Raw genomic sequence first — 20,923 nt, 5'->3', positions numbered from 1 at the left:
TGAATATGGAGAAATTAGTACTATTAATCGCATTAAAAAAGAATAAAATGTTGCATTTCCTCGAAAGACGCAGAATGTCGCATATTTAAAATAAAAAAACCGCAAAAAATGGATATTTCTTGCGGTTTTTGAGGGTCAAATGTTAAAATATTGATTTCAGTCGCTGCTGGTATTGTTTAAACTCGGTCTCGAGCAAATCGATTCCTTTTTCCTGATTGGGGGATAAAGGCTCAAGTGCCGTAACCAGATTCAGGTAAAAATCCGTGAGTTTTCTTCTGAATTTTACTTCATCAAAGAATATAGACTTGCGGTTCAACTCGAGCAATTCTTTTTTGAAGGAATCTAAAGCTGCCACTTTGGCCTTTGCATTCTGTGAAACACCTGCTTCAGTGCTGGTAGTATCTTTTGCGTACCTGTTTAAACTGGAGTCAATGTTGTTAACCATGTCGGCCAGTTGCTCAATCAAAGTAAACATCCGCATATTTTGCTGATATAATTTCTGCAGGGCAGCTGCACTTAACCCTGCTGAAGGATTGGGCAATACCTGCAATACCTGCTCAATGCTGTCTTTACCTGCTCTCACTTTTACTCTGTAATTTCCTGCAGGTACTTTCGGACCAAATACACCCGCATATTGCACAGAAGATTGCGCAACAAATCCGCCCTTGGCTACTTTAGGCGGGTTGGATGTTAAAGTCCACATTACTTTGTTTAAACCCTTAACACCTGTACCATTGATATCTTTGATTTTTTTGTTGTCGCTATTATATATCTCAATCTTCACAACATCATTACTTCTCTCTTTCAAATAATAATAGAATGTTGGTGCCAACGATTTAGCCGCACCTGTATATCCTGTTAAATTGGAAGCGGCCTGCGGATACTGAGCACCATATTCATATTTGAAAGGTTGAATCGGATAAAATAAAAACGACTTACTCAAATCGGATTTTACCATTTCTCTTAACGGCTGAATATTGTCAACAATATAAACGCCTCTTCCATGGGTTGCAATTATCAAATCACTGGTGGCCGGATGAATTTTAATATCTCTCACCGGACTGTACCAGGGCAAATTCTGGTATTTACTTCGCATCCATGTTTTGCCTGCATTCAGAGAAATAAAAAATCCGGATTCAGTGCCTAAGAAAAGTAAATCCGGTGTTTTGAAATCTTCTCTGATGATATGCGCATAACCACTGAATTCTTCCGATTCAAATTTGCTGAAAGTATTGCCTCCATCATTGCTAACAACTACATAAGTGTTGTTGTCTCCATACATATGATGATCAAGGGTTACAAAAATTCTTTTTGGATTATGCACTGACAATTCAATACTACTGATCCATGCCTGAGCGGGCACACCTGCTTTTGCGATTCCTGCATTTTTATTCTCCCAGGTTTTACCACCATTATAGGTCACCATCAAATTGCCATCATCGGTTCCTACCCAGATATTATTTTCATTGGAAGTATGTTGCACAATGGTAAAAATGGTGCCATGATTTTCTGCACTGGTATTATCACCGGTAATGCTTTCACTGTTTTCTGACTTGTTGTGAATGGCTTTATTATTGGTGGTTAAATCCGGAGAAATTCTTTCCCAATTAACTCCATTATCTCTTGATCTAAAAAGATATTGAGCACCTACATACAAATTACTCAGTGGTTTTCCGGCTGCATTTTTCAAACTTGATTTACCCGTTACGATTGGCGTATTCCAATTCCATCGGTGATCTTCTTCCCCGGATTGTTTTTTAGGTTTCATTGTGCTGGATAATCCGGTTCTCAGATTAATCCGATACATTTCTCCGCCCTGTGATTCCGCATAAACAATCTTTTCGTCTACAACATCAGGCTGAACCCAGAAGCCATCTCCACCACCCAAAGCTTTCCAGTCTGTTGCAGCAACGCCGCCCGGTGCAGTATTAGGGGCCATCCAATTGTTGTTGTCTTGTAATCCCCCATATACATTGTAAGGTGTCTGGTTGTCTACACTTACATGATAAAACTGAGGTACCGGTAAATTATTCAGGAATTGCCAGGTTACGCCTTTATTATAACTGAGATATACACCACCATCCGTTCCTAAAAACAACATATCGGTATTGGAAGGATTAATCCACAAAGCATGATGATCTGCATGTGGTGTTACACCTCCAATAACAGTATTACTGAAAGTGGTACCTCCATCATTTGAATAAGCAAATTCATAAGCAGGTCTGTAAACACGTTTCGGATCTTTTGGATCTATCACCAATGTGCTGAAATAGAAAGGACGTGCCATTAATCCGGTTGCAGTGGTTAACAGGGTCCATGATTCACCATCATCTGCCGATTGATACAAGCCGGATTGTTTGGCTTCTACCAACGCCAGCAAATGAGAAGGTTTAGATGGATTAGCGGCAATAACAATTCTTCCCAGATTGCCTTCAGGCAATCCTTTCGACAGCTTCTTCCATGTTTTTCCCCCATCGGTGGATTTGTAAAATCCAGATCCTGCTCCACCCGATACAAATGAGAATGGTTTTCTTCGAAATTCCCAGGTGGATGCAAAAATAATATTGGGATTTTGGGGGTTGATGGCAATATCTGCACAACCTGTATTTTCATCTATGTACAAAATCTTATTCCAGGTTTTTCCTCCGTCGGATGACTTGTACAAACCTCTGTGCGCAGAAGGCTTAAACAGCGGACCCGGAGCTGCTACATACAACACTTTCTTATCGGTCGGATCAATTTGAATTTTGGCAATATGTTCTGTGCTATCCAAACCCATTTTTTGCCAGTTATTTCCTCCGTCCGTTGTTTTATACAAACCAGTTCCGAATGAAACTGAATTACGCATATTACTTTCTCCTGTTCCTGCATACACAACACGCGTGTTGCCAGGTTCAATGGCAAGCGCTCCTATCGATTGCGAGTATTTATCAAAAATGGGACTAAAAGACTGACCTCCGTTCTGTGATTTCCAGATTCCGCCACCAGCTGTACCCACATATAAATTGAGCTGTCCATCCGCATAACCTCCCTCAATAGCAGTGATACGTCCGCTCATGGTTGATGGCCCCAAAGACCTTGCTCCCAGTACCTGAAACTGTGCAGTATTAAAGGATGGGATGTTCTGTGCATGCAATAAAGATGCGGTTCCTGTTAACAGGAACAAAAAAAGTTTGCGCATAAAATGATTTATTTGCCTGAGAAAATAGCTTCGTCAATGGTTGGGTTTACCGTAACTTTTTTAGTTACCATCATCATCATACCCATATCTGACTTGAATGCCATTTTAATGCCATTTTCCAAAGTCTGATAATCCAGGTATTTTACTGCCTGCTTAATCTCTTGCCCCTGCTGTTTTATTGTAGTTTCTTCTTTGTAAATCAAATAAGTATTTAGATCGAAGTAGTAGGTTTTCTCGTTACCGTTTTTGGTGGTCAATTTTACTTTTTGATAAGAAGTTCCTTCTTCTTCTTCCTTACCTAAATATTCCACAGTAGAACCTTTCTCTTTGTAGTTCACAAACTCATCCTGTACATCTAATTCATCTAATTTAGTCTTCAATTCATCGGCAGTAATTTCTTCCAGACTGGTTTTACCCATCAATGGATTCTGAGACCATCCTTTGGTAGGAGTGGTGATATCAATGATTTTACTCCCCTGAAATTCTGCATCCACACGCATGCCTTTCATATGTACAGCCTGCATGGTAAATGGTATGGCTAAGCCCTGTACTTCAATTTGGCCTTCTACTTTTAGCGACTGGACCTTACTCCATTTTTCTGCGCCGCCAATGGCCTGTACATATTTACTGATTACTTCATCAACATTTTGCGCAGATAAACTGATAACTGCAACAAGTAATACAAAAGCAGATAAGAATAACTTTTTCATGTTTGTTGGTTTAATTTTTCCCATTAGTATAATAACTAATTCCAATATTACAGTTTTGGTATTAGTTTTAACTTTTATAAGTGTTAATGGTATATTAATTCAACAAACGGTATTATTTGCAGGACTTTTCTAACTCAATAGTAGCAGCAAATACGCCCATAGCTGCTGCTTTTTGAAGATCCTCACAACCAGCAGCATTTTGCTTTAAAATTACTTTTAGAATCCCTCTGTTTAAATAAATATCCCCGTTTTTGGGGTCCTGTACTATGGCTTTATCATAATCAGCTATAGCAGATGCATATTGTTTCAACTGGCCTTTTACAATGCCTCGGTTAAAGAAAATATTGGGCATCTGAGGATCTAACTGAATCACCTTGTTATAATCTGACAAAGCACCGGCCAAATCTTTGGCTGCATATTTAGCCAAACCCCTGTTGTACCAGGCGCCTGCATTTGCGGGCCTTAACCGTATACAGCTATTATAATCTGCCAATGCGCCTTTTTTGTCTCCCAATGCATTTTTTACATAACCACGATTAAAATAAATATCGCCATAATTGGGATCCAATTTTAATGCCTGATTATAGTCTTCCAATGCAGCTTCATAGTCGCCGGATCTTTCAAACTGAAGTCCCCGGTTGAAGAATGCACTCACATTCTTTTTATTCAATTCGATGGCACTGGAAAAATCATCGACAGCTGCTGCTGTATCAGCTAATTCCAACTGAATCAGGCCTCTGTTTACAAACAGATCCGCATTCTTGGGATTGAGTACAATAGCCCTGTCAAAGTCTGCCTTAGATTCTTTAAAAAGCTTTTTGTCTCTGTATAATAATGCACGATTAAAATAAATATCCGGACTCGACTGATTGTTTTCCAACGCCAGATTCAGATCGGGCAATGCACCATCAAAATCTTTTAACTGTATTTTACTGATTGCCCTGTTAAAAAAAACATTCTCAACCGAAGAGTCAATGGCAATCACTTCATTGTAATCTTCAATGGCCGCTTTGTGGTTATTCTGTTTCGCTTTTACATACCCTCTGTTAAACCAGGCATCTGTATTTTCCGGATTAAAAACAATGGCTTTACTATAGTCTGCCAATGCACCGGCAAAGTCTTTTAAGGCATACTTAACCACTCCCCTGTTAAAATATACTTCGCCATAATTGGGTTTAAGCTGCAATGCGCGGTTGTAATCCTTCAGGGCACCTGCATAATCCTCCATATGTTCTTTCTCAATTCCTCTGTTAAAAAACATATTGGCTGTTGCAGGCCCTAGCGTAATGGCTTTATTGTAGTCCTCCACTGCTCCCGCTGCATCCCCTGCCAAACCTTTTATAATACCCCTGTTGAAATACAGGTTTGCATTGGCGTCGTTCACCTCCAATGCAAACCCGATATCTTCTATTGCACCTTCATAATTTTTCAGTTCTCTTTTTGCGATTGCTCTGTTCAAAAACAAATTGATGTCGTCAGGCGTTTCTTCCAGCGCCTGTGTAAAATCTTCAACAGCACCTTTATAATTCTTAGCAGCCATTCTTTGCAAACCACGTTTTACCAGCTGATCCAGTGTTTGAGACATTCCACTCACTGTAATCCCGATAAAAAAGAAAACAAACAAGCATTTAAGTACCCCTCTATTCATCATATTGCTTAAGATTGGTCGCAATTTAATTACTCTGCTTCATTCTTTAACATCATCAGCAAAGTATAAGCCCCCTTTACAACATAATTATCTTTTTCAGAAAGCACTGATTCCGGAACAATCAGTTCGGTAACCCCGTTTTCTGTTTCGCCTACCGCTACTTCCAGCATGGCATACTTCTGTCTGGCCACTTCTTTAAAAATGAAATGCTTTCCTTCATGACGCACAATGGCGTCTGCAGGCAGAACTGTCGCTTTGCGGTTTTTTACTTTTATTTCCGCATTCATATAAGTACCCGGAATCAACACTTTATCATACTGTTCAAAATGACAATGCACATCGGTATATCCTTCTGCATTGATATCCTTGCCCATCAGCAAAACCTCACAATCGTATTTTTTTTCAGGATTGTTGTTGGTATACGCTATCAATTCCTGTCCAATATATAATTTGGGTAAATCCTTCTCAAAGATTTTTAAAGCCAGATGAATATCTGTTGGATTCACCAGTTCGAACATAATTTCAGTGGGAGAAATATATTTTCCAACATTCACATTCACTCTGGTAACATAGCCATCGATGGGAGAATGAATATTAACACTCTTGCTGATATTGTTTTCTGTAAGATTTACCGGATTAATCCCTACCAGTTGCAGTTTCTGTGCCAGCGCAGCTGAAAGTATCCTGTGTGATTTTAAATCGGCTTCTGCCTGCTGCAACATTTTATCGCTGGATGCCTGACTGGCATTCAGTTCTTTTTGTCTTGCAAATTCCTTCTCGAGCTGGCTTAATTTCACTTTTGCCATTAAATAGTCCTGCTGCAATTGAATGTATTGCTGATCTTCCATAATGGCTACTACTTCACCTTTATTTACATGCATACCAGGCAGCAACTTACTGGTCTTTAAATAACCACCAAGCGGCACGCTGATTGAAACCATATTCTGTGGAGGCACATCTACTTTCCCGTTTACTTTCAGCAAAGAGGATATCTCACCGGTTTGCAATGGCCCTGTCTGAAATTCTGCATTTTTGATCTGGGCATCGGTTAATGTAATCGTATCTATTCCCGTGCCACCGGCAGCTTCCGTTTCTTCTGGAGTAGATTTAGTTCCACAGGCAATAAAAGCAATTGAAAATGCCAGTATAAAAAAATATTGTTTCATAATTATTTAGATTGAATAAAGTAAATTAATTGGATTATGGCTTCGTTTAAACTTCTGACAGCTTCTATATAATCGCTTTTTACCAGGGTTGCCTGATTAATCAATTGTACCCATTCAAGGTAATTGATTTCCCCTGCAGCCAGTTGCTTATTGGCTGTTTCCGTAATGATTTGAGCATTTTTTAAACCCGTTCTTTCCATATATTGAACGGTTGATTGAAACTTTTGGTACTGCGCCATTGCTACCTGGTATTCTGTATTGATCTGCTGCTTTACCTGCTGGTATTGCGACTGTGCAATTTTTTCATTGAGGGTAGCACTATTGATTCTGGCTTTCTGCGCTTTGTTAAAAATAGGAATACCTACTCCCAGCTGAAAGGCACTGAATCTTTTTCCCGAATAAAAAATATCATCCGCACCAATACCACGGATACTTCCGTTCAGGTAACCCAGTGAAAGATCCGGTAACAGTTTGCTTTGCTCAAAAGCTACCCCGGCCTGTGCAATTTGCTGTTGCTGCTGAATGCTTTGTAATACGGGGTGATTATTGATTAAAGCCGTATCCAAAATGGCCGATACTTCTAAAGTTGTATTGTCATTGGCTGGTACCAGAAATTCGTTTGTGTTCAGCAACAAATGAAACTGTAACTGCATGGCAGCTTCATCTTTCAGCAATTGTTCCTTTTGTAGATTAATTTGTCCGAGTAAAGTTTCAGCACTTGTTTTTTCCAGAATATTGGTTTCCCCGGTTTTTAACCGCAAGGCTGATTTCTGAAAAAAAGCCGCATACAAACTATCTGAAAATTGCAGGAGTGCTTTTTTCTTTTGCATGTAAACCAATGCATAGTAAACTTGCTGAACCTGCTTTCTCAATAGTGCTTCCTGCACAGCAATATTCAAGACACTGCTTTTGAATTCTTCCTGAAGTAATGCTTTTTCACGTTTATAAACAGTAGGAAATGCAGAAGATTGACTTAAGCCAAACCTTGTATCATTATAGATACTGTTGATTTGTCCTATTTCACTTATCAATGCCGTCTTTGGCAATTGACCGGCTGTACCAACCAATAGTTCCTGGTATTTTACTTTTAGCTGTTCGTTTTTCAATAACAGATTATTCTGAATGGCAGAATCTATGGCCGCTTTCAGACCAATGGGTTTATTCTGTGCCTGTAAGCCAGAAACAGAGAATAAGAGTCCTACAACAATAGCGGTTGCTTTTGCAGAGTTACCTGAATTTTTAAATCCTTTTTCGAACATGATATATAATACAGGTAATACAAATAAAGTAAGGAAAGTGGCAATCAACAAACCGCCAATTACCACCGTTGCCAACGGTCTTTGAACCTCTGCTCCTGCTCCGTTACTCAATGCCATCGGAAGGAAACCCAGTGAAGCAACAAATGCAGTCATTAGAACAGGTCTTAATCGTAAACTTGTTCCCATTAAAACAATCTCTCTCAGATCTTCCATACCATCTTTTTTAAGTCGGTTAAATTCTGCTATCAATACAATCCCATTCAATACTGCTACGCCAAATAAGGCAATGAATCCAACACCGGCACTTATGCTAAACGGCATGTCTCTTAATGCCAGGAAGAAAATACCACCGATGGCAGATAAGGGAATAGCTGAATAAATAAGGAGCCCGTGCTTAACAGAATTAAAAGCAAAGTACAATAACAGGAATATCAATAAAAGAGAAACAGGTACTGCTATCATCAATCTTGCTTTTGCTGCATTAAGATTTTCGAAAGCACCTCCATAGGTAATATAGTATCCTGCAGGAAACTTTACTTGCTTTTCAATCTTTTGCTGCAACTCATTTACAATACTTTCCACATCTCTTCCACGTACATTAAACCCAATGATGATTCTTCTTTTTGCATCCTCACGCTGAATCTGATTGGGGCCGTCTTTAATGGTAATCGTTGCCAGCTGCGACAAAGGAACCTGTATGCCACTTGGTGTGGGAATTAACAATTGCTGAATGTCTTTCAGGTTTTGTTTCAATTCTCCTTTAATTCTTACTACCAAATCAAAACGCTTCTCTCCTTCAAAGAGCAACCCGGTACTTTGTCCTGCAAAAGAGGCATTCACAATTTTATTGATCTCACTTATATTCAGATTAAACTGCGCAATGGTATTCCGATTGTATTCAATTAGTATCTGAGGCATGCCTGTTACAGATTCCACATACACACTTACAGCCCCTTCAACAGTACCGGCAATTTTTCCAACGGTTGCAGCATAAGCAGCCAGACTATCCAGATTTTCTCCGAATATTTTACAAACCACATCCTGTCTTGCTCCTGTCATCAATTCATTAAAACGCATTTGAACAGGAAACTGAAAACCAGTGGTAATACCGGGAACAGCAGATAGGGTATTCCCCATTTTTTCTGCCAGTTCGTTAAAGGTTTTGGCAGAAGTCCATTCTTCTTTGGGTTTTAAAATGACCATTAAATCACTGGCTTCCATGGGCATGGGGTCGGTTGGAATTTCACCGCTACCAATTTTGGTTACGATTTTTTCCACTTCCGGATATTCTTTAATTAATAAACCTGCCGCCTTCTGCGTTCGTTCAATCGTCGTGTTTAAATTACTTCCCGTAAGCACCCTGGTTTCAACAGCAAAATCTCCTTCTTCCAAAGCAGGAATAAATTCACCACCCAGACCAGACAAAATAACCATGGCTGTTATAAACAATCCGATTACTACGGTTAACACCATTTTAGAGTAGCCGATAACCCTTGAAAGCAAATTCTTGTAAAGTCTTTCCAACTGGCCCATAATTCTGTCTGACCAGGTGGCTTTATGAGAAATATTCTTGCTTAAGAATACAGAACTCATCATTGGAATATAGGTCAACGACAAAAGGAAAGCACCCAACAATGCGAAAGCAACGGTTTGTGCCATCGGCTTGAACATTTTACCTTCAATACCTTGTAAAGTAAAGATGGGCAAGTACACAACCAGAATAATAATCTGACCAAAGACGGCACTATTCATCATCTTACTGGCTGAATGATTTACTTCCTTATCCATCTGCTGTTGCGACAACCGATTGACCACCGCAAACTTTTTGCTATGACTAAGCTGATGCATAACAGCCTCTACAATAATAACTGCGCCATCTACAATCAACCCAAAATCCAGTGCGCCCAAACTCATCAAGTTTCCGCTCACACCAAAGAGATTCATCATGATGACAGCAAAAAGCATAGACAATGGAATCACTGATGCTACAATCAATCCAGCTCTTACATTACCGAGGAATATCACGAGTACAAAAACCACAATCAATGCACCTTCCAATAAATTCTTCTCTACCGTTCCAATGGCATTGTTTACCATTTTAGTTCTGTCGAGGAAAGGTTCAATCACCACGCCCTTTGGCAGGGATTTCTGAATTTGTGCAATTCGTTCTTTTACATTTTTAATGACCACATTGCTGTTGGCACCCTTCAGCATCATCACAACTGCTCCTGCAACTTCTCCCTGATCATTAAATGTCATGGCGCCGTATCGGGTCGCATGACCAATTTTAACTTCTGCTACATCTCTGATGAATAGCGGTGTTCCTCCGGAAACTTTTTTAATAGCGATGTTCTGAATGTCTTCAATATTGCCCAACAAACCCTCTGATCGGATAAAAAGTACAGTGGGTCCTTTCTCAATGTATGCTCCGCCCGTATTCTGGTTATTAGCTTCGAGGGCATTGAACACATCGGAAATGGTAATATTATAGCTGAGTAATTTTGCAGGATCTATTTCAACAGAATACTGTTTTAATTTTCCGCCAAATGAACTCACTTCCGCAACACCTTTTACACCGAGTAATTGTCTTCTGACAATCCAGTCCTGAATGGTTCTTAATTCAGTAATATCATATTGATTTTCGTATCCTTTTTCGAGCCTTACAACGTATTGATAAATTTCACCCAGACCTGTTGAAACCGGCCCCAGCTGGGGTGTTCCAATGCCGGCAGGGATCTGTGATTGAACCTGTAACAATCGCTCTGCTACTTGCTGCCTTGCCCAATAGATATCTGTATTATCATCAAATACAATGGTTACCAGCGATAAACCAAATCTGGAAAAACTTCTGATTTCAAGCAAACCCGATATATTGTTATTGGCTTGTTCAATGGGAAAAGTTACCAGTCGTTCTATATCAGTAGCACCAAAAGAAGGAGCCACTGTAATTACCTGCACCTGGTTATTCGTAATATCCGGCACAGCGTCAATGGGCAGTCTGGTCAATTCTATTGTACCATATCCAATCAACGCTACCAGAAATAATCCTACTATGAGTTTATTCCTAACGGAAAACTCAATAATTCTTGTCAGCATTATGTTTCGTTAAATGATTTTTGTAAATATCTTTTAAGTAAGTCTTTGTAATTAAGCATTTACACAAGACTTGGGAGGCTGCCAGATATTTACCTGATAGTTCGAATAGAACTTGAGGGAGTGATGGCCTTTGTATTGATTTTCCGAGAAAACGGAAGGATATGGCAATACGATGATTGAATTTAAAGGGACAAAGGGCGAAACGGAAGAAGTAAAGAATTCGCCAGCCGTTTTAAATGGCAGCTGCATATCTCTTGCGTAGTCATCATCCCTTACATCATCCTGCCCATAATGGATTTTCAAAAACTGAAATACCGTGATACTATTGTCTTCAGATTGATGTTCTATAAAGTGCTGAAAAATGACAGGCAGTTTCAATAACTCATGTGCCTCTGTAACCGTGCAGAGATATATGGAAAGAAATAATATGGCAATGCCCTTTTTCAAGACAATAAAGGTACACTAATTATTAATAATCTGAATATGCAGTGCTTTTAAGCAAATAGCTGTGCAATGCAGACATATTGTTCTTATAAAATTCCATGGAAGACAATCTTTTCCAGGTAGCAGAAGCTCCAAACTGTTTCCAGTGTTCATTTCTGCTTTCAATACTACTGAAGCTGGTCATGTACATTAAATTAGGCATTGCAGAACCGTATAATACATCTGCGTAAAAAACAGCATTGAAGCCAAGCTCATCAAATAATTTGATCTCTCCTCCCTCATTAAACATATGCACCTTATTTCTATATGCAGATTCTGTAGGACTTTCATAGCTTCTTAGTTCAAAAACCCTATCATTTTTAGAAATGTCATTGGATGGAACCTTCATTTTAGACATATCCTTGAATGCACTCAGTAATATTTGTTCGTATCGGGTATAGATGGGTTGATCATAACTGCCTAACTCTGATAGACCCCACTGAAAGGGCTGGCTCAACTTTTCTAATTTATCGTGATTCAGTAAAACCAATATCTGTTTGTCCTTTGCCGTATCATTCACAATCGGCTTGAATACGCCAATATGCGTAAAACCAATTTGATGAAGTTTAGGAAGATAGGTGTCAGAAAGAAACTGATCTATTTTCTTTTCCTGATCAGAAGATGCAAAATGATATACTATCAATTTGTAATACTCTTTGTTGTCTTTCGCTTGCACAAAGCTTAACCAACATGACAATACCAAGACTAAACAATTTCTCATCTCTGATTATTTTCTCGTAAATTTAAGAAGCTTTAGTTAGAAGCTATGTAGATCTTCCAAAATTAATGCCGACTAATAGAAATAAAGAATTACTTTTTGTTGCGGAAGCGATTACGCATTTTGGAACTTTTGAATACAATACTCAAGGGAAACAACTTTTTTGTTCCGAGGGTGTCAAGTTGATTTTTGGCTGGCCATCAACGGAGACTCTACCATCATTTGAATCTATTAAAACTCAATTTGAAGATAAAGATTTGGTAATACTAAAAAAAGCGATTGACGAACTACTAAAATCGGGGAAAGAAGTTCAAGTTGAGTGTAGAATTTACGATACTGCTAGTAATCTCCGTTACATCAATTGCTATTTATCATTAAAACAAATTAACCAATCTGCTAATCCTGTTATATTAGGCGTAATTCAGGAAATATCCCAGACCAAATTAAAAGAAATAGAAATTACGCAAACCAAAAACAAGCTCAATAAAATACTTGAGTCCTCTTTGGATATTATATGTTCGGTTAATGAAGCAGGAATTTATGAATCGGTTAGTGCAGCTTGTTATCAAACCTTAGGATACAAGCCAGAGGAAATGATAGGAAGACATTATACGGATTTCGTTTATAAAGAAGACTATCAGCCTACACAACAAGCCAGATCAACCATCATGGGCGGTGTGAGTATGACTAATTTTGAAAATAAACTGGTTAGTAAAAGTGGAGAAATTATTCCTATCATTTGGTCTGCCTACTGGGATGTTGAAGATAAAATGATGTATTGTGTTGCCAGAAATGCTACAGAAATAAAGAAGCAGGAAGCATTACAATTAAAGAATGAGAAAAGATATCATGCATTAGTAAATAATGCTTCAGATGCAATTATAATTGTCAATAAACAGGGAGAAACAATCTACTCTTCGCCATCTATTTTTAAATTAACCGGATTTACGCAAGTAGCAATACTAGCTACAAAAATCCTGGACCAGATACACCCAAATGATATACCGGCATTATTAAAATATTACCAAATTGCTTTAGAAAAACCTTCTGAAGTTATTTATGCGGAAAATATTCGCTTTAAACATAATAACGATTGCTGAGTTCAACCGATAAGTGCAATTTTTAAACAAAAGGCAAAAAAGCTTTTGAGGGCTTTTTGCCTTTTGACCAAGTAGTGCGACCTTTTGGTTACTATGACAAAAAATTACACTCAACTTAGTTTGGTACAAAGGTATCAGATTCAGGCATTTATTAAAGCGGAAAAGAAACAAAAGTGGATAGCGGAACAGCTTAGAGTACATCCCTCGACTATTAGTCGAGAATTGAAAAGGAATACTGCTCAACGCGATAGGACTGCTGGAACTTATTTGGCCACCAATGCACAGCGTAGAACGGAACAAAGACACCAGCTTAAACCCAAGTTGGTAAAGTTTGATCTGGCTATGAAAAAACAAGCTGTTGAATGGTTGTCTGTTGAAAAGTGGAGCCCAGAACTGATTAGTGTTAAGGGTAATCAAACGGGTAAGTGTCCTTTGAGTATTGAGTGGCTTTATCACTGGATTTGGCAATGTAAGCATGGAAACAAAAGGGCTGATAAACCTTATAAAAGGATCTATCTGCACCTTAAACACGGTAAACGAAGAAGAAAGCGGGGTAATAGAAAAGATAACCGTGGTATAATTTCTAACAGAGTACCAATTGAAAAGCGACCTAAAATAGTCAATAAACGAATTAGGCCAGGAGATATTGAAGTTGATTTTATGATGGGTAAGAATCATAAAGGAGCATTATTGGTAATGACAGATAGGGCTACTTTGCATACCAGTCTTCACAAACTTCGTAACAGGCGTAGTGAAACAGTAAGTAAAGCCATTATTAAAAAGCTGGAGCAGGCAGACTATCCAGTGTACACTGTAACTTTTGATAATGACTTGGGATTTGCTAATCATATGGATGTTGCCGAAGCGTTGAATGTTGAAACTTACTTTACTAGACCGTATACCAGTCAAGATAAAGGAACAGTTGAAAACAGAATTGGACAGATCAGAAGGTTTTTCCCTAAAAAGACTGACCTTAGTCTGGTGACTGATTATCAAGTAAAACGTGTTGAACAATTATTAAACGATAGACCAGTAAGAAAATTTAATTACCTAACCCCTAATCAAGTGCTACAACAAAAAATTGCACTTATTACTTGAACTTAGAATTACTGGATCATCATAGAATTTACATTAACCAATTTATTAGATGATATATATATTGAAGGGATTGTAATTAATTTCAGAGATGTTACTGAAAGAGAAAAAGCAATAAGGGAATTGAAATTGATGGAGTCTGTTATTACCAATACCAGTGACGCTATAATAATAACGGAAGCCGAATCTTATGATAATCATGGCCCCAAAATCATTTTTGTGAATGAAGCATTCTCAAAAATGACAGGATATAATACGGAAGAAGTGCTTGGCAACACACCAAAAATACTACAGGGGCCTAAAACTGATAAATTGGAATTAGCAAAACTGAGTGAGGCTATAAAAAATTGGCAAAAATACGAGACCACTCTAATCAATTATAAAAAAGACGGGGAGCCCTTTTGGATTAATTTTACCATTACACCCATTGCCAATGAAAAAGGCTGGTTTACTCACTGGATTGCTGTTGAAAGAGATGTGACCGAAGCAAAAAAATTGGAATTAGAAAAGAAATTACTGGCAGAAATCAGTAATCTTTTCTTAGAACCTTTTTCACTTGAAACCATACTTTCAAAATCATTAGAAAAAATAATTGCCTACGAAGAATTCAATTTGGCAGAAATCTGGTTGATTAGTGCAAGCAATGAAACCCTATCCTTAACGGCCTTTGCAGGTATAACTGATGAAATCAAAGGGTTTTATCTGGAAAACGATTATTTTAAATATATTAAAAAAAATCAGGGATTACCTGGTAATGTTTGGAAAACAAAAGAAGTTACTTATTGGGAAGACCCGGCCAATCATCCGGAATATATCAGAAAAAGATTGGCAGAGAAATATGAACTATCCGGAATGTATGGTGTTCCGTTAATAAGTGGCAATGAATTTGTGGGGGTTATGTGTTTGGGATTAACCAAAACCAATCTCAAACACAAAATCTCAATCAATATTCTTCAACAGCTAAGCCAGGTTTTAGCTGCCGAAATCATACGAAAAAAACTCACCATTGAGTTAAATAAGATTTTTACTTCATCCGGAGACCTCATTATTATAGCAGATTTAGAAGGTAAAATAAAAAAGGCCAATCCGGCTATTTCAGCTATTCTGGAATATTGCCCCGAAGAAATCATTGATTTACCTTTTACCCATTTTATTCATCCAGACGACGAAGAAGCAACCAGAAAAGAAGCAGAAAAACTATCAAGAGGAGAATCCATACTTTATTTTGAAAATCGATTGATTTCCAAAAAAGGAGATATCAAATGGCTTGCATGGACATTTACTCCTTCGAAGGATGACAATTTAATCTATGGAATAGGCAAAGACATTACTGAAAAGAAAAATCTGGAAGATATTCTGAATAAATCTAATAGACTGGCCAGAATCGGTAGCTGGGAAATCAATATAAACAAAGGGACAGTTTATTGGTCGGACATTACTAAAGAAATAAGGGAAGTAGATGAGGATTTTATTCCAACACTGGAATTAGGAATTTCAAAATTCAAAGAAGGGGAACACAGAAATAAAATACAGCAGAACGTGCAGAATTGCATTGAACATGGAATACCCTGGGATGAAGAATTATTAATTGAAACTTTTAAAGGAAACTGGAAGTGGGTCAGAAGTATCGGTGAAGGTGAATTTCTAAATGGAAAATGCATCAGGGTTTATGGAAGCTTTCAGGATATTAATGAGAAAAAGCTTGCACAACAAAAATTGCTTGAAAGTAATGAGCGTTTCAATATTGTTGCTAAAGCAACCAACGATTTAATCTGGGACTGGGATGTGATTACCGGCAATACCATACGCCTGGGAACTTCCTTCTTTGAAAACCTGGGATACAAGGAGAATTTCACTAAGTCAGACAAATCACTTTGGACAAATCTGATTCACCCGGATGATTTGGAAAGAGTAGAAAACAATAGAAATACCGTTTTTGAAGACCCCTCAAAAACCTATTGGGAAGATCAATATCGCTGCAAGCGGGCAGATGGCAGTTATGCTTATGTATATGACCGGGGCTATATTGTAAGAACAAGCAATGGGAAAGTGCTAAAAATGATTGGTTCAACAGGACATCAGTAAACTGAAACAAAATGAAATTGAATTATCAGAAGCCAAGAAAAGATACAGTGAGCTTTTCCATTTGAGTCCATTACCAATGTGGGTTTACGATATTGAAACGTTGGAATTTCTGGACGTAAATGAAGCCGCAGAAAAACACTACGGCTACACAAAGGAAGAATTCAAAAAAATAACACTTAGGGATATACGTCCCAAGCAAGACTTACCTGCCTTTGAAAAACAATTGGAACTTGCAAGAAAAACTCCCAGAGATTTCATGTCGGGTGTTTTCCGGCATATTAAAAAAGATGGTGAAATTATTGATGTTGACGTTCAAAGCAACTATATCCTTTATAAAGGCAGACATGCCAGAGTGATTCTTGTAAACGATATCACTGACCGATTGGAATATATCAGCGCCATTGAAACAAAGAACAAGGAATTACAAGACATAGCCTGGCTTCAATCGCATGTAATGAGAGCCCCGGTTGCAAAAATCATGGGCATTATTCATTTATTGCAAAGACTGGATCTGGATGAGGTTGAAAAATCAATACTACTGAATGACCTGAATGCCTGTGCATCAGAATTAGATCAAGTGATACATGATATAGCAGCCAAAACGCACCACGCGAGACTCAAATAAGTATTTTGAATGATTTAGTTTTGCTACAACAATATTATTGCCAGTTCAATTCAACAACAGTATCGATTGTATCAAATGCAATACCTTCCGTATACAAAAAAACACCTTCCTGCACTTGTTTAAAGTTGACCCTTTTCCCATTGGAAAGCTGAGCAGCTTTCTTTAATTTTTTACCCGAGAGTGGAATAAAAATAAAAGGATTTTTTTGTGGGCTTAGCAAATGAATATAATGCGTGTTTTCTTTAGCAGTAATAACACCCCATTCCTGTGCAGGTAAAATATTTCCGTGGGTGCCCTGGATAGAATGTCCATACTTTTCCATCCAAACCCCTACCTGTTTAAGCGTATCCAGATTCTCAGGCTGTATTTTCCCATTGGGCATGGGTCCAACATTTAGCAAAAGATTGGTGTTTAGTGCAGCTGCTTTAACCAGATAATGAATGATTTGTCTGGTAGACTTATAAGCATGGTCGGTAATATTATACCCCCATGAATTATTCATGGTTTCACAGGTTTCCAGTGGCAATTGATCTGAAGGCTTTTGAAAACTCAGACCCGTATGATTCTGACCAGGCAAATCCTTTTCGAACATCTGGAAATCTTCTCCCGGTATGGGATCCAAATGATGGTTGTTTCCAATTAAACATTGGGGTTGCAATTGATGTATCAGCGAATAAATTTCTTCATACTTCCAGTTGATTCTGGAAGACCGGTCTGCTGAGCCTTCCGGATTGGTCTGATCCCAGTGTCCATCAAACCAGATAGACATAATATCACCGTAGTTGGTTAATAATTCAGTTAGCTGCGCTTTCATGAATTGCAGATAGGAATCGTAATTGCCACCGGACTTTCTGCCTGTTCCCTGTCCCGTTCTGCCTGTAGCATAAGGATAATCTTCTCTGAACCAATCCAAGGTTGAATAGTATAGGCCCAGTTGCACACCTTGTTTTTTACACTCCTCCGCCAACATTTTCAAAACGTCTTTTCCATAAGGTGTATTGGTAATCTTCCAGTCTGATTGCTTTGTGTCCCAGTTGGAAAAGCCATCGTGGTGCCGGGTAATAAAAATAATATACTTCATCCCCGCCATTTTAGCGGCAGATACCCATTCTGCTGGATTAAACTGATTAGGATAAAATGTTTCTTTCAACCTTACATAGTCTTTCACTTTGATGTTGCGGTTTTGCATTACCCATTCACCTGAGCCCAGCATACTGGATACACCCCAATGCACAAATAACCCAAAGCGATTGTCCTGAAACTGCTTTCTGGCCTGAATATTAGCGGGTGTTGGCTGGTAGGTCTGAGCCGTTGTTTGCAGTGAAAACAAAACAAACAATAAGAAAAGAGTATGGCGCATCATAATTTCATTTTTTTGAATTCGGTTTCATATTCCATTAAACATTCAAGCAATACAACCTGATTAATAGCCCGAACTAAATTATGTGTAGGATACTGAATCTGATAATAGATATCATTGTTCAGATAATCTGTTAAAAACCGCAACGCTTGCATATAAATCATGAACTGACCTGCAAAAAAGAAATGCTTTTTTTCTTCCGCAGTCAATTCATTTTCCATTTCCTTATAATAGCCCTCTACAATTGCATAATAATAAGCAGGCCTTACTTGAATTTTACTTATATCTTCTTCATTCTCCGAAACCGAACAGAGATACGTTCGCATCATGTCTCCTACATCGCTGATAAAATAACCTGGCATAACTGTATCCAGATCAATGATACAAACAGCATTATCCTGCTCATTAAACAATACATTGCTGATTTTGGTGTCGTGATGCGTTACCCTTTTTTTAAATGAAGGATTTTGTGTAATGGCATCGTATTGTTTTACCAGAAAATTCAGTCTTTCCAGTTTCCCTATCAGATTTTTCTCATTTTGAATCCGCTGTTGGTTGCCTGCTGATAAGGCTTCCTGAAATTGCTGGTACCGATAGCTGAGATTATGAAAATCGGGGATGGTTATTTTGAGTTTTGTACAATCAAAACCTCCTAGGTAAGCCGTGAATCTTCCAAACTGTTCCGCTGCTTCAAAAGCCTGTTTAGGATTTTCAACCACATCAATGGTATGGGTTCCCTCAATAAAAGGGAATACCCTGAAATAACCGGAATCCTTCTCTTTCAGCAATTGCGTTCCTTCCACATTTAAAACAGGAGAAGGGAATAAATAATTACTATAGTTCTTTTTTAAATAGGCAGCGATGGCTGCAATATTTCCGTGTATCAGTTCCGGATTAATAAAAACATGATCATTGATCTGCTGCAGAATAAAGTTTCCTTTGGTACTGGTAACCTTCCATGTTTTATTGATGATTCCTGAAGTGATGGGAATCATCAACGCGTCGGAGGGGATACCAAATTTCTGCAGAACCGCTTCCATCAATATTGATCATTTAAGGCGAATACAGGTTTTCTAAACATCCATTGACCGCCGGTAAAGTCGGGAAACTCTACCGTTTGATTACCCAATTCTATCGACTGCTCACTCAATGGGGTAATGGCACTCCAGGAAGCTGCATCATACACATCCATTGGCGTGGGTGTTTGATTCTTGATTGACTCAACAAAAGCATGAATAACAAAAAAGTCCATGCCACCATGACCTGCACCAGCTGTCTCCTTACTCCATCTTACCCAAAGCGGATGATCGTATTTATTAAACCATTCTGTCTGAGATTCCCATTGATGGGGCTTGGGTGATTTACCCTCTATATAAACAGACTTGTTCAGATCCATCCACATACCCTCTGTTCCCTGCACCCTGAAACCCAGCGAATAAGGTCTGGGCAAATTGGTATCGTGTTGTAATAAAATGGTTTCGCCATTATTACAATCAATTGAAGTTGTTACTACATCGCCCAATTTAAACTGAACTTTTGCATTGGGATGAGACTCCCCTCCTTTCTTTACAACGTAGTTATGTAAGCCCCTTGCCTTAGAAGAGAAAGAGCATAAAGATAAAAATCGATTCCCACGATTGATATTGATATAATGTGCAATCGGACCAATGCCATGGGTGGGATATAAATCGCCGTTTCTGTAAACCGAATGAGTTGTTCGCCATGCCGCTTCAGAAAAGCCTTTTTCACCAAACTCCACACCGCCGCCATAAGGCTTAACCCCATCATTGAATTTGACTTCTCTTAGGTCATGCTGATATCCTCCCTGCAAATGAATAATTTCTCCGAACAATCCCTGCCTGACCATATTCAATGCAGCCATTACATCTCTTCTATAGCAAACATTCTCGAGCATCATTACCTGACCATTGTATTGCTCTGCCGCTTTCACCACATCCCAGTGATCTTGTAATGTTGTACCCAGCATTACTTCCGTTCCAACATATTTTATTCCAGCCTGCAAAGACCCAATAATCATTTCCTTGTGGAGTTCCCAAGGGGTAGCAATAACTACCCCATCCGGTTTTTCTTTTGTCACCATTTCTTTCCAGATTACCGGAGAGCCTGTATATACTTTCGGCATTTTCTTTCCAGACTTCTCAATCATCCCTTTTGCTGTTGCCAGCATTCTGTCGTTAATATCACAGATGGCTGTTAACTCTACGTCTTCTCTTCTCAGCAAGAGATCCAGATGGTTTTGCCCGCGCAAACCCGTTCCTATAATCACCATTTTTACTTTAGAAGCCAAAGGCTTAGCAGATAAGATATTCGCAGACAACACCATTGCACCTGATGCCATGGCAGTTTTTTGCAGGAAGTTTTTGCGATTCATTTTTG

14 protein-coding genes are annotated in these 20,923 nt (G+C 38.6%); 4 read left to right on the top strand and 10 right to left on the bottom strand.

Annotated features, from left to right (window positions below):
• Window positions 1-142: 142 nt before the first annotated feature.
• The 7 genes from F777_RS15820 to F777_RS15805 form a co-directional block, all read right to left on the bottom strand.
• Complete coding sequence (locus F777_RS15820) at window positions 143-3,181, bottom strand: WD40/YVTN/BNR-like repeat-containing protein (protein WP_051408449.1); 3,039 nt, start codon at window positions 3,179-3,181, stop codon at window positions 143-145.
• An 8-nt stretch (window positions 3,182-3,189) separates the two neighbouring features.
• Entirely contained in the window at window positions 3,190-3,891 is a 702-nt protein-coding gene (locus tag F777_RS0105320; protein WP_152530860.1) for a LolA-like protein, read from the bottom strand.
• Between the two features lie 112 nt (window positions 3,892-4,003).
• Window positions 4,004-5,542, bottom strand: a complete 1,539-nt coding sequence (locus tag F777_RS15815) for a tetratricopeptide repeat protein (protein WP_081720470.1) — start codon at window positions 5,540-5,542, stop codon at window positions 4,004-4,006.
• A gap of 26 nt (window positions 5,543-5,568) precedes the next feature.
• Entirely contained in the window at window positions 5,569-6,705 is a 1,137-nt protein-coding gene (locus F777_RS0105305) for an efflux RND transporter periplasmic adaptor subunit (protein ID WP_152530859.1), read from the bottom strand.
• A 2-nt stretch (window positions 6,706-6,707) separates the two neighbouring features.
• Window positions 6,708-11,060 carry a CusA/CzcA family heavy metal efflux RND transporter gene (locus F777_RS0105300; RefSeq protein WP_026751131.1) on the bottom strand — a complete coding sequence of 1,451 codons (4,353 nt, stop codon included), beginning with the start codon at window positions 11,058-11,060 and terminating at the stop codon, window positions 6,708-6,710.
• Between the two features lie 51 nt (window positions 11,061-11,111).
• The gene (locus F777_RS15810; RefSeq protein ID WP_037369152.1) at window positions 11,112-11,507 is read right to left on the bottom strand and encodes a hypothetical protein; all 396 of its coding nucleotides are present in this window, start codon (window positions 11,505-11,507) and stop codon (window positions 11,112-11,114) included.
• Window positions 11,508-11,529: 22 nt separating this feature from the next.
• On the bottom strand, window positions 11,530-12,264 hold the full coding sequence (locus F777_RS15805) for an NIPSNAP family protein (RefSeq protein WP_037369151.1): 735 nt from the start codon (window positions 12,262-12,264) through the stop codon (window positions 11,530-11,532).
• Between the two features lie 65 nt (window positions 12,265-12,329).
• On the opposite strand from F777_RS15805, the gene F777_RS0105285 reads away from it, so the two are divergent.
• The 4 genes from F777_RS0105285 (at window position 12,330) to F777_RS15800 (ending at window position 17,166) form a co-directional block, all read left to right on the top strand.
• Window positions 12,330-13,361, top strand: coding sequence for a PAS domain-containing protein (locus tag F777_RS0105285; RefSeq protein WP_026751130.1), 1,032 nt, complete (start codon window positions 12,330-12,332; stop codon window positions 13,359-13,361).
• Window positions 13,362-13,454: 93 nt separating this feature from the next.
• Window positions 13,455-14,459, top strand: coding sequence for an IS30 family transposase (locus F777_RS0105280; RefSeq protein WP_037369150.1), 1,005 nt, complete (start codon window positions 13,455-13,457; stop codon window positions 14,457-14,459).
• 15 nt (window positions 14,460-14,474) lie between these two features.
• On the top strand, window positions 14,475-16,541 hold the full coding sequence (locus F777_RS0105275) for a PAS domain-containing protein (RefSeq protein ID WP_369791995.1): 2,067 nt from the start codon (window positions 14,475-14,477) through the stop codon (window positions 16,539-16,541).
• Window positions 16,519-17,166, top strand: a complete 648-nt coding sequence (locus F777_RS15800; protein WP_051408446.1) for a PAS domain-containing protein — start codon at window positions 16,519-16,521, stop codon at window positions 17,164-17,166. The genes F777_RS0105275 and F777_RS15800 overlap by 23 nt, the downstream gene beginning before the upstream one ends.
• A gap of 34 nt (window positions 17,167-17,200) precedes the next feature.
• On the opposite strand, the gene F777_RS0105265 is transcribed toward F777_RS15800, so the two are convergent.
• Genes F777_RS0105265 through F777_RS0105255 form a run of 3 tightly spaced genes read right to left on the bottom strand, consistent with a single transcriptional unit; the run spans window position 17,201 to window position 20,918 of the window.
• Window positions 17,201-18,529 (bottom strand): alpha-L-fucosidase, encoded by a 1,329-nt coding sequence (locus tag F777_RS0105265; protein ID WP_026751127.1) that lies wholly within the window; start codon window positions 18,527-18,529, stop codon window positions 17,201-17,203.
• Window positions 18,526-19,566, bottom strand: coding sequence for a phosphotransferase enzyme family protein (locus tag F777_RS0105260; protein WP_051408445.1), 1,041 nt, complete (start codon window positions 19,564-19,566; stop codon window positions 18,526-18,528). Before F777_RS0105260 ends, F777_RS0105265 begins: the two co-directional genes overlap by 4 nt.
• Window positions 19,566-20,918 carry a Gfo/Idh/MocA family protein gene (locus F777_RS0105255; RefSeq protein ID WP_026751125.1) on the bottom strand — a complete coding sequence of 451 codons (1,353 nt, stop codon included), beginning with the start codon at window positions 20,916-20,918 and terminating at the stop codon, window positions 19,566-19,568. Before F777_RS0105255 ends, F777_RS0105260 begins: the two co-directional genes overlap by 1 nt.
• Window positions 20,919-20,923 lie beyond the last annotated feature (5 nt).

Origin of the sequence: Sediminibacterium sp. C3 (assembly GCF_000508085.1) — a bacterium.
Taxonomy (GTDB): domain Bacteria; phylum Bacteroidota; class Bacteroidia; order Chitinophagales; family Chitinophagaceae; genus Sediminibacterium.
Note: the sequence above shows the minus strand (reverse complement) of the source record. Positions and strands in the feature narration are given on the sequence as shown.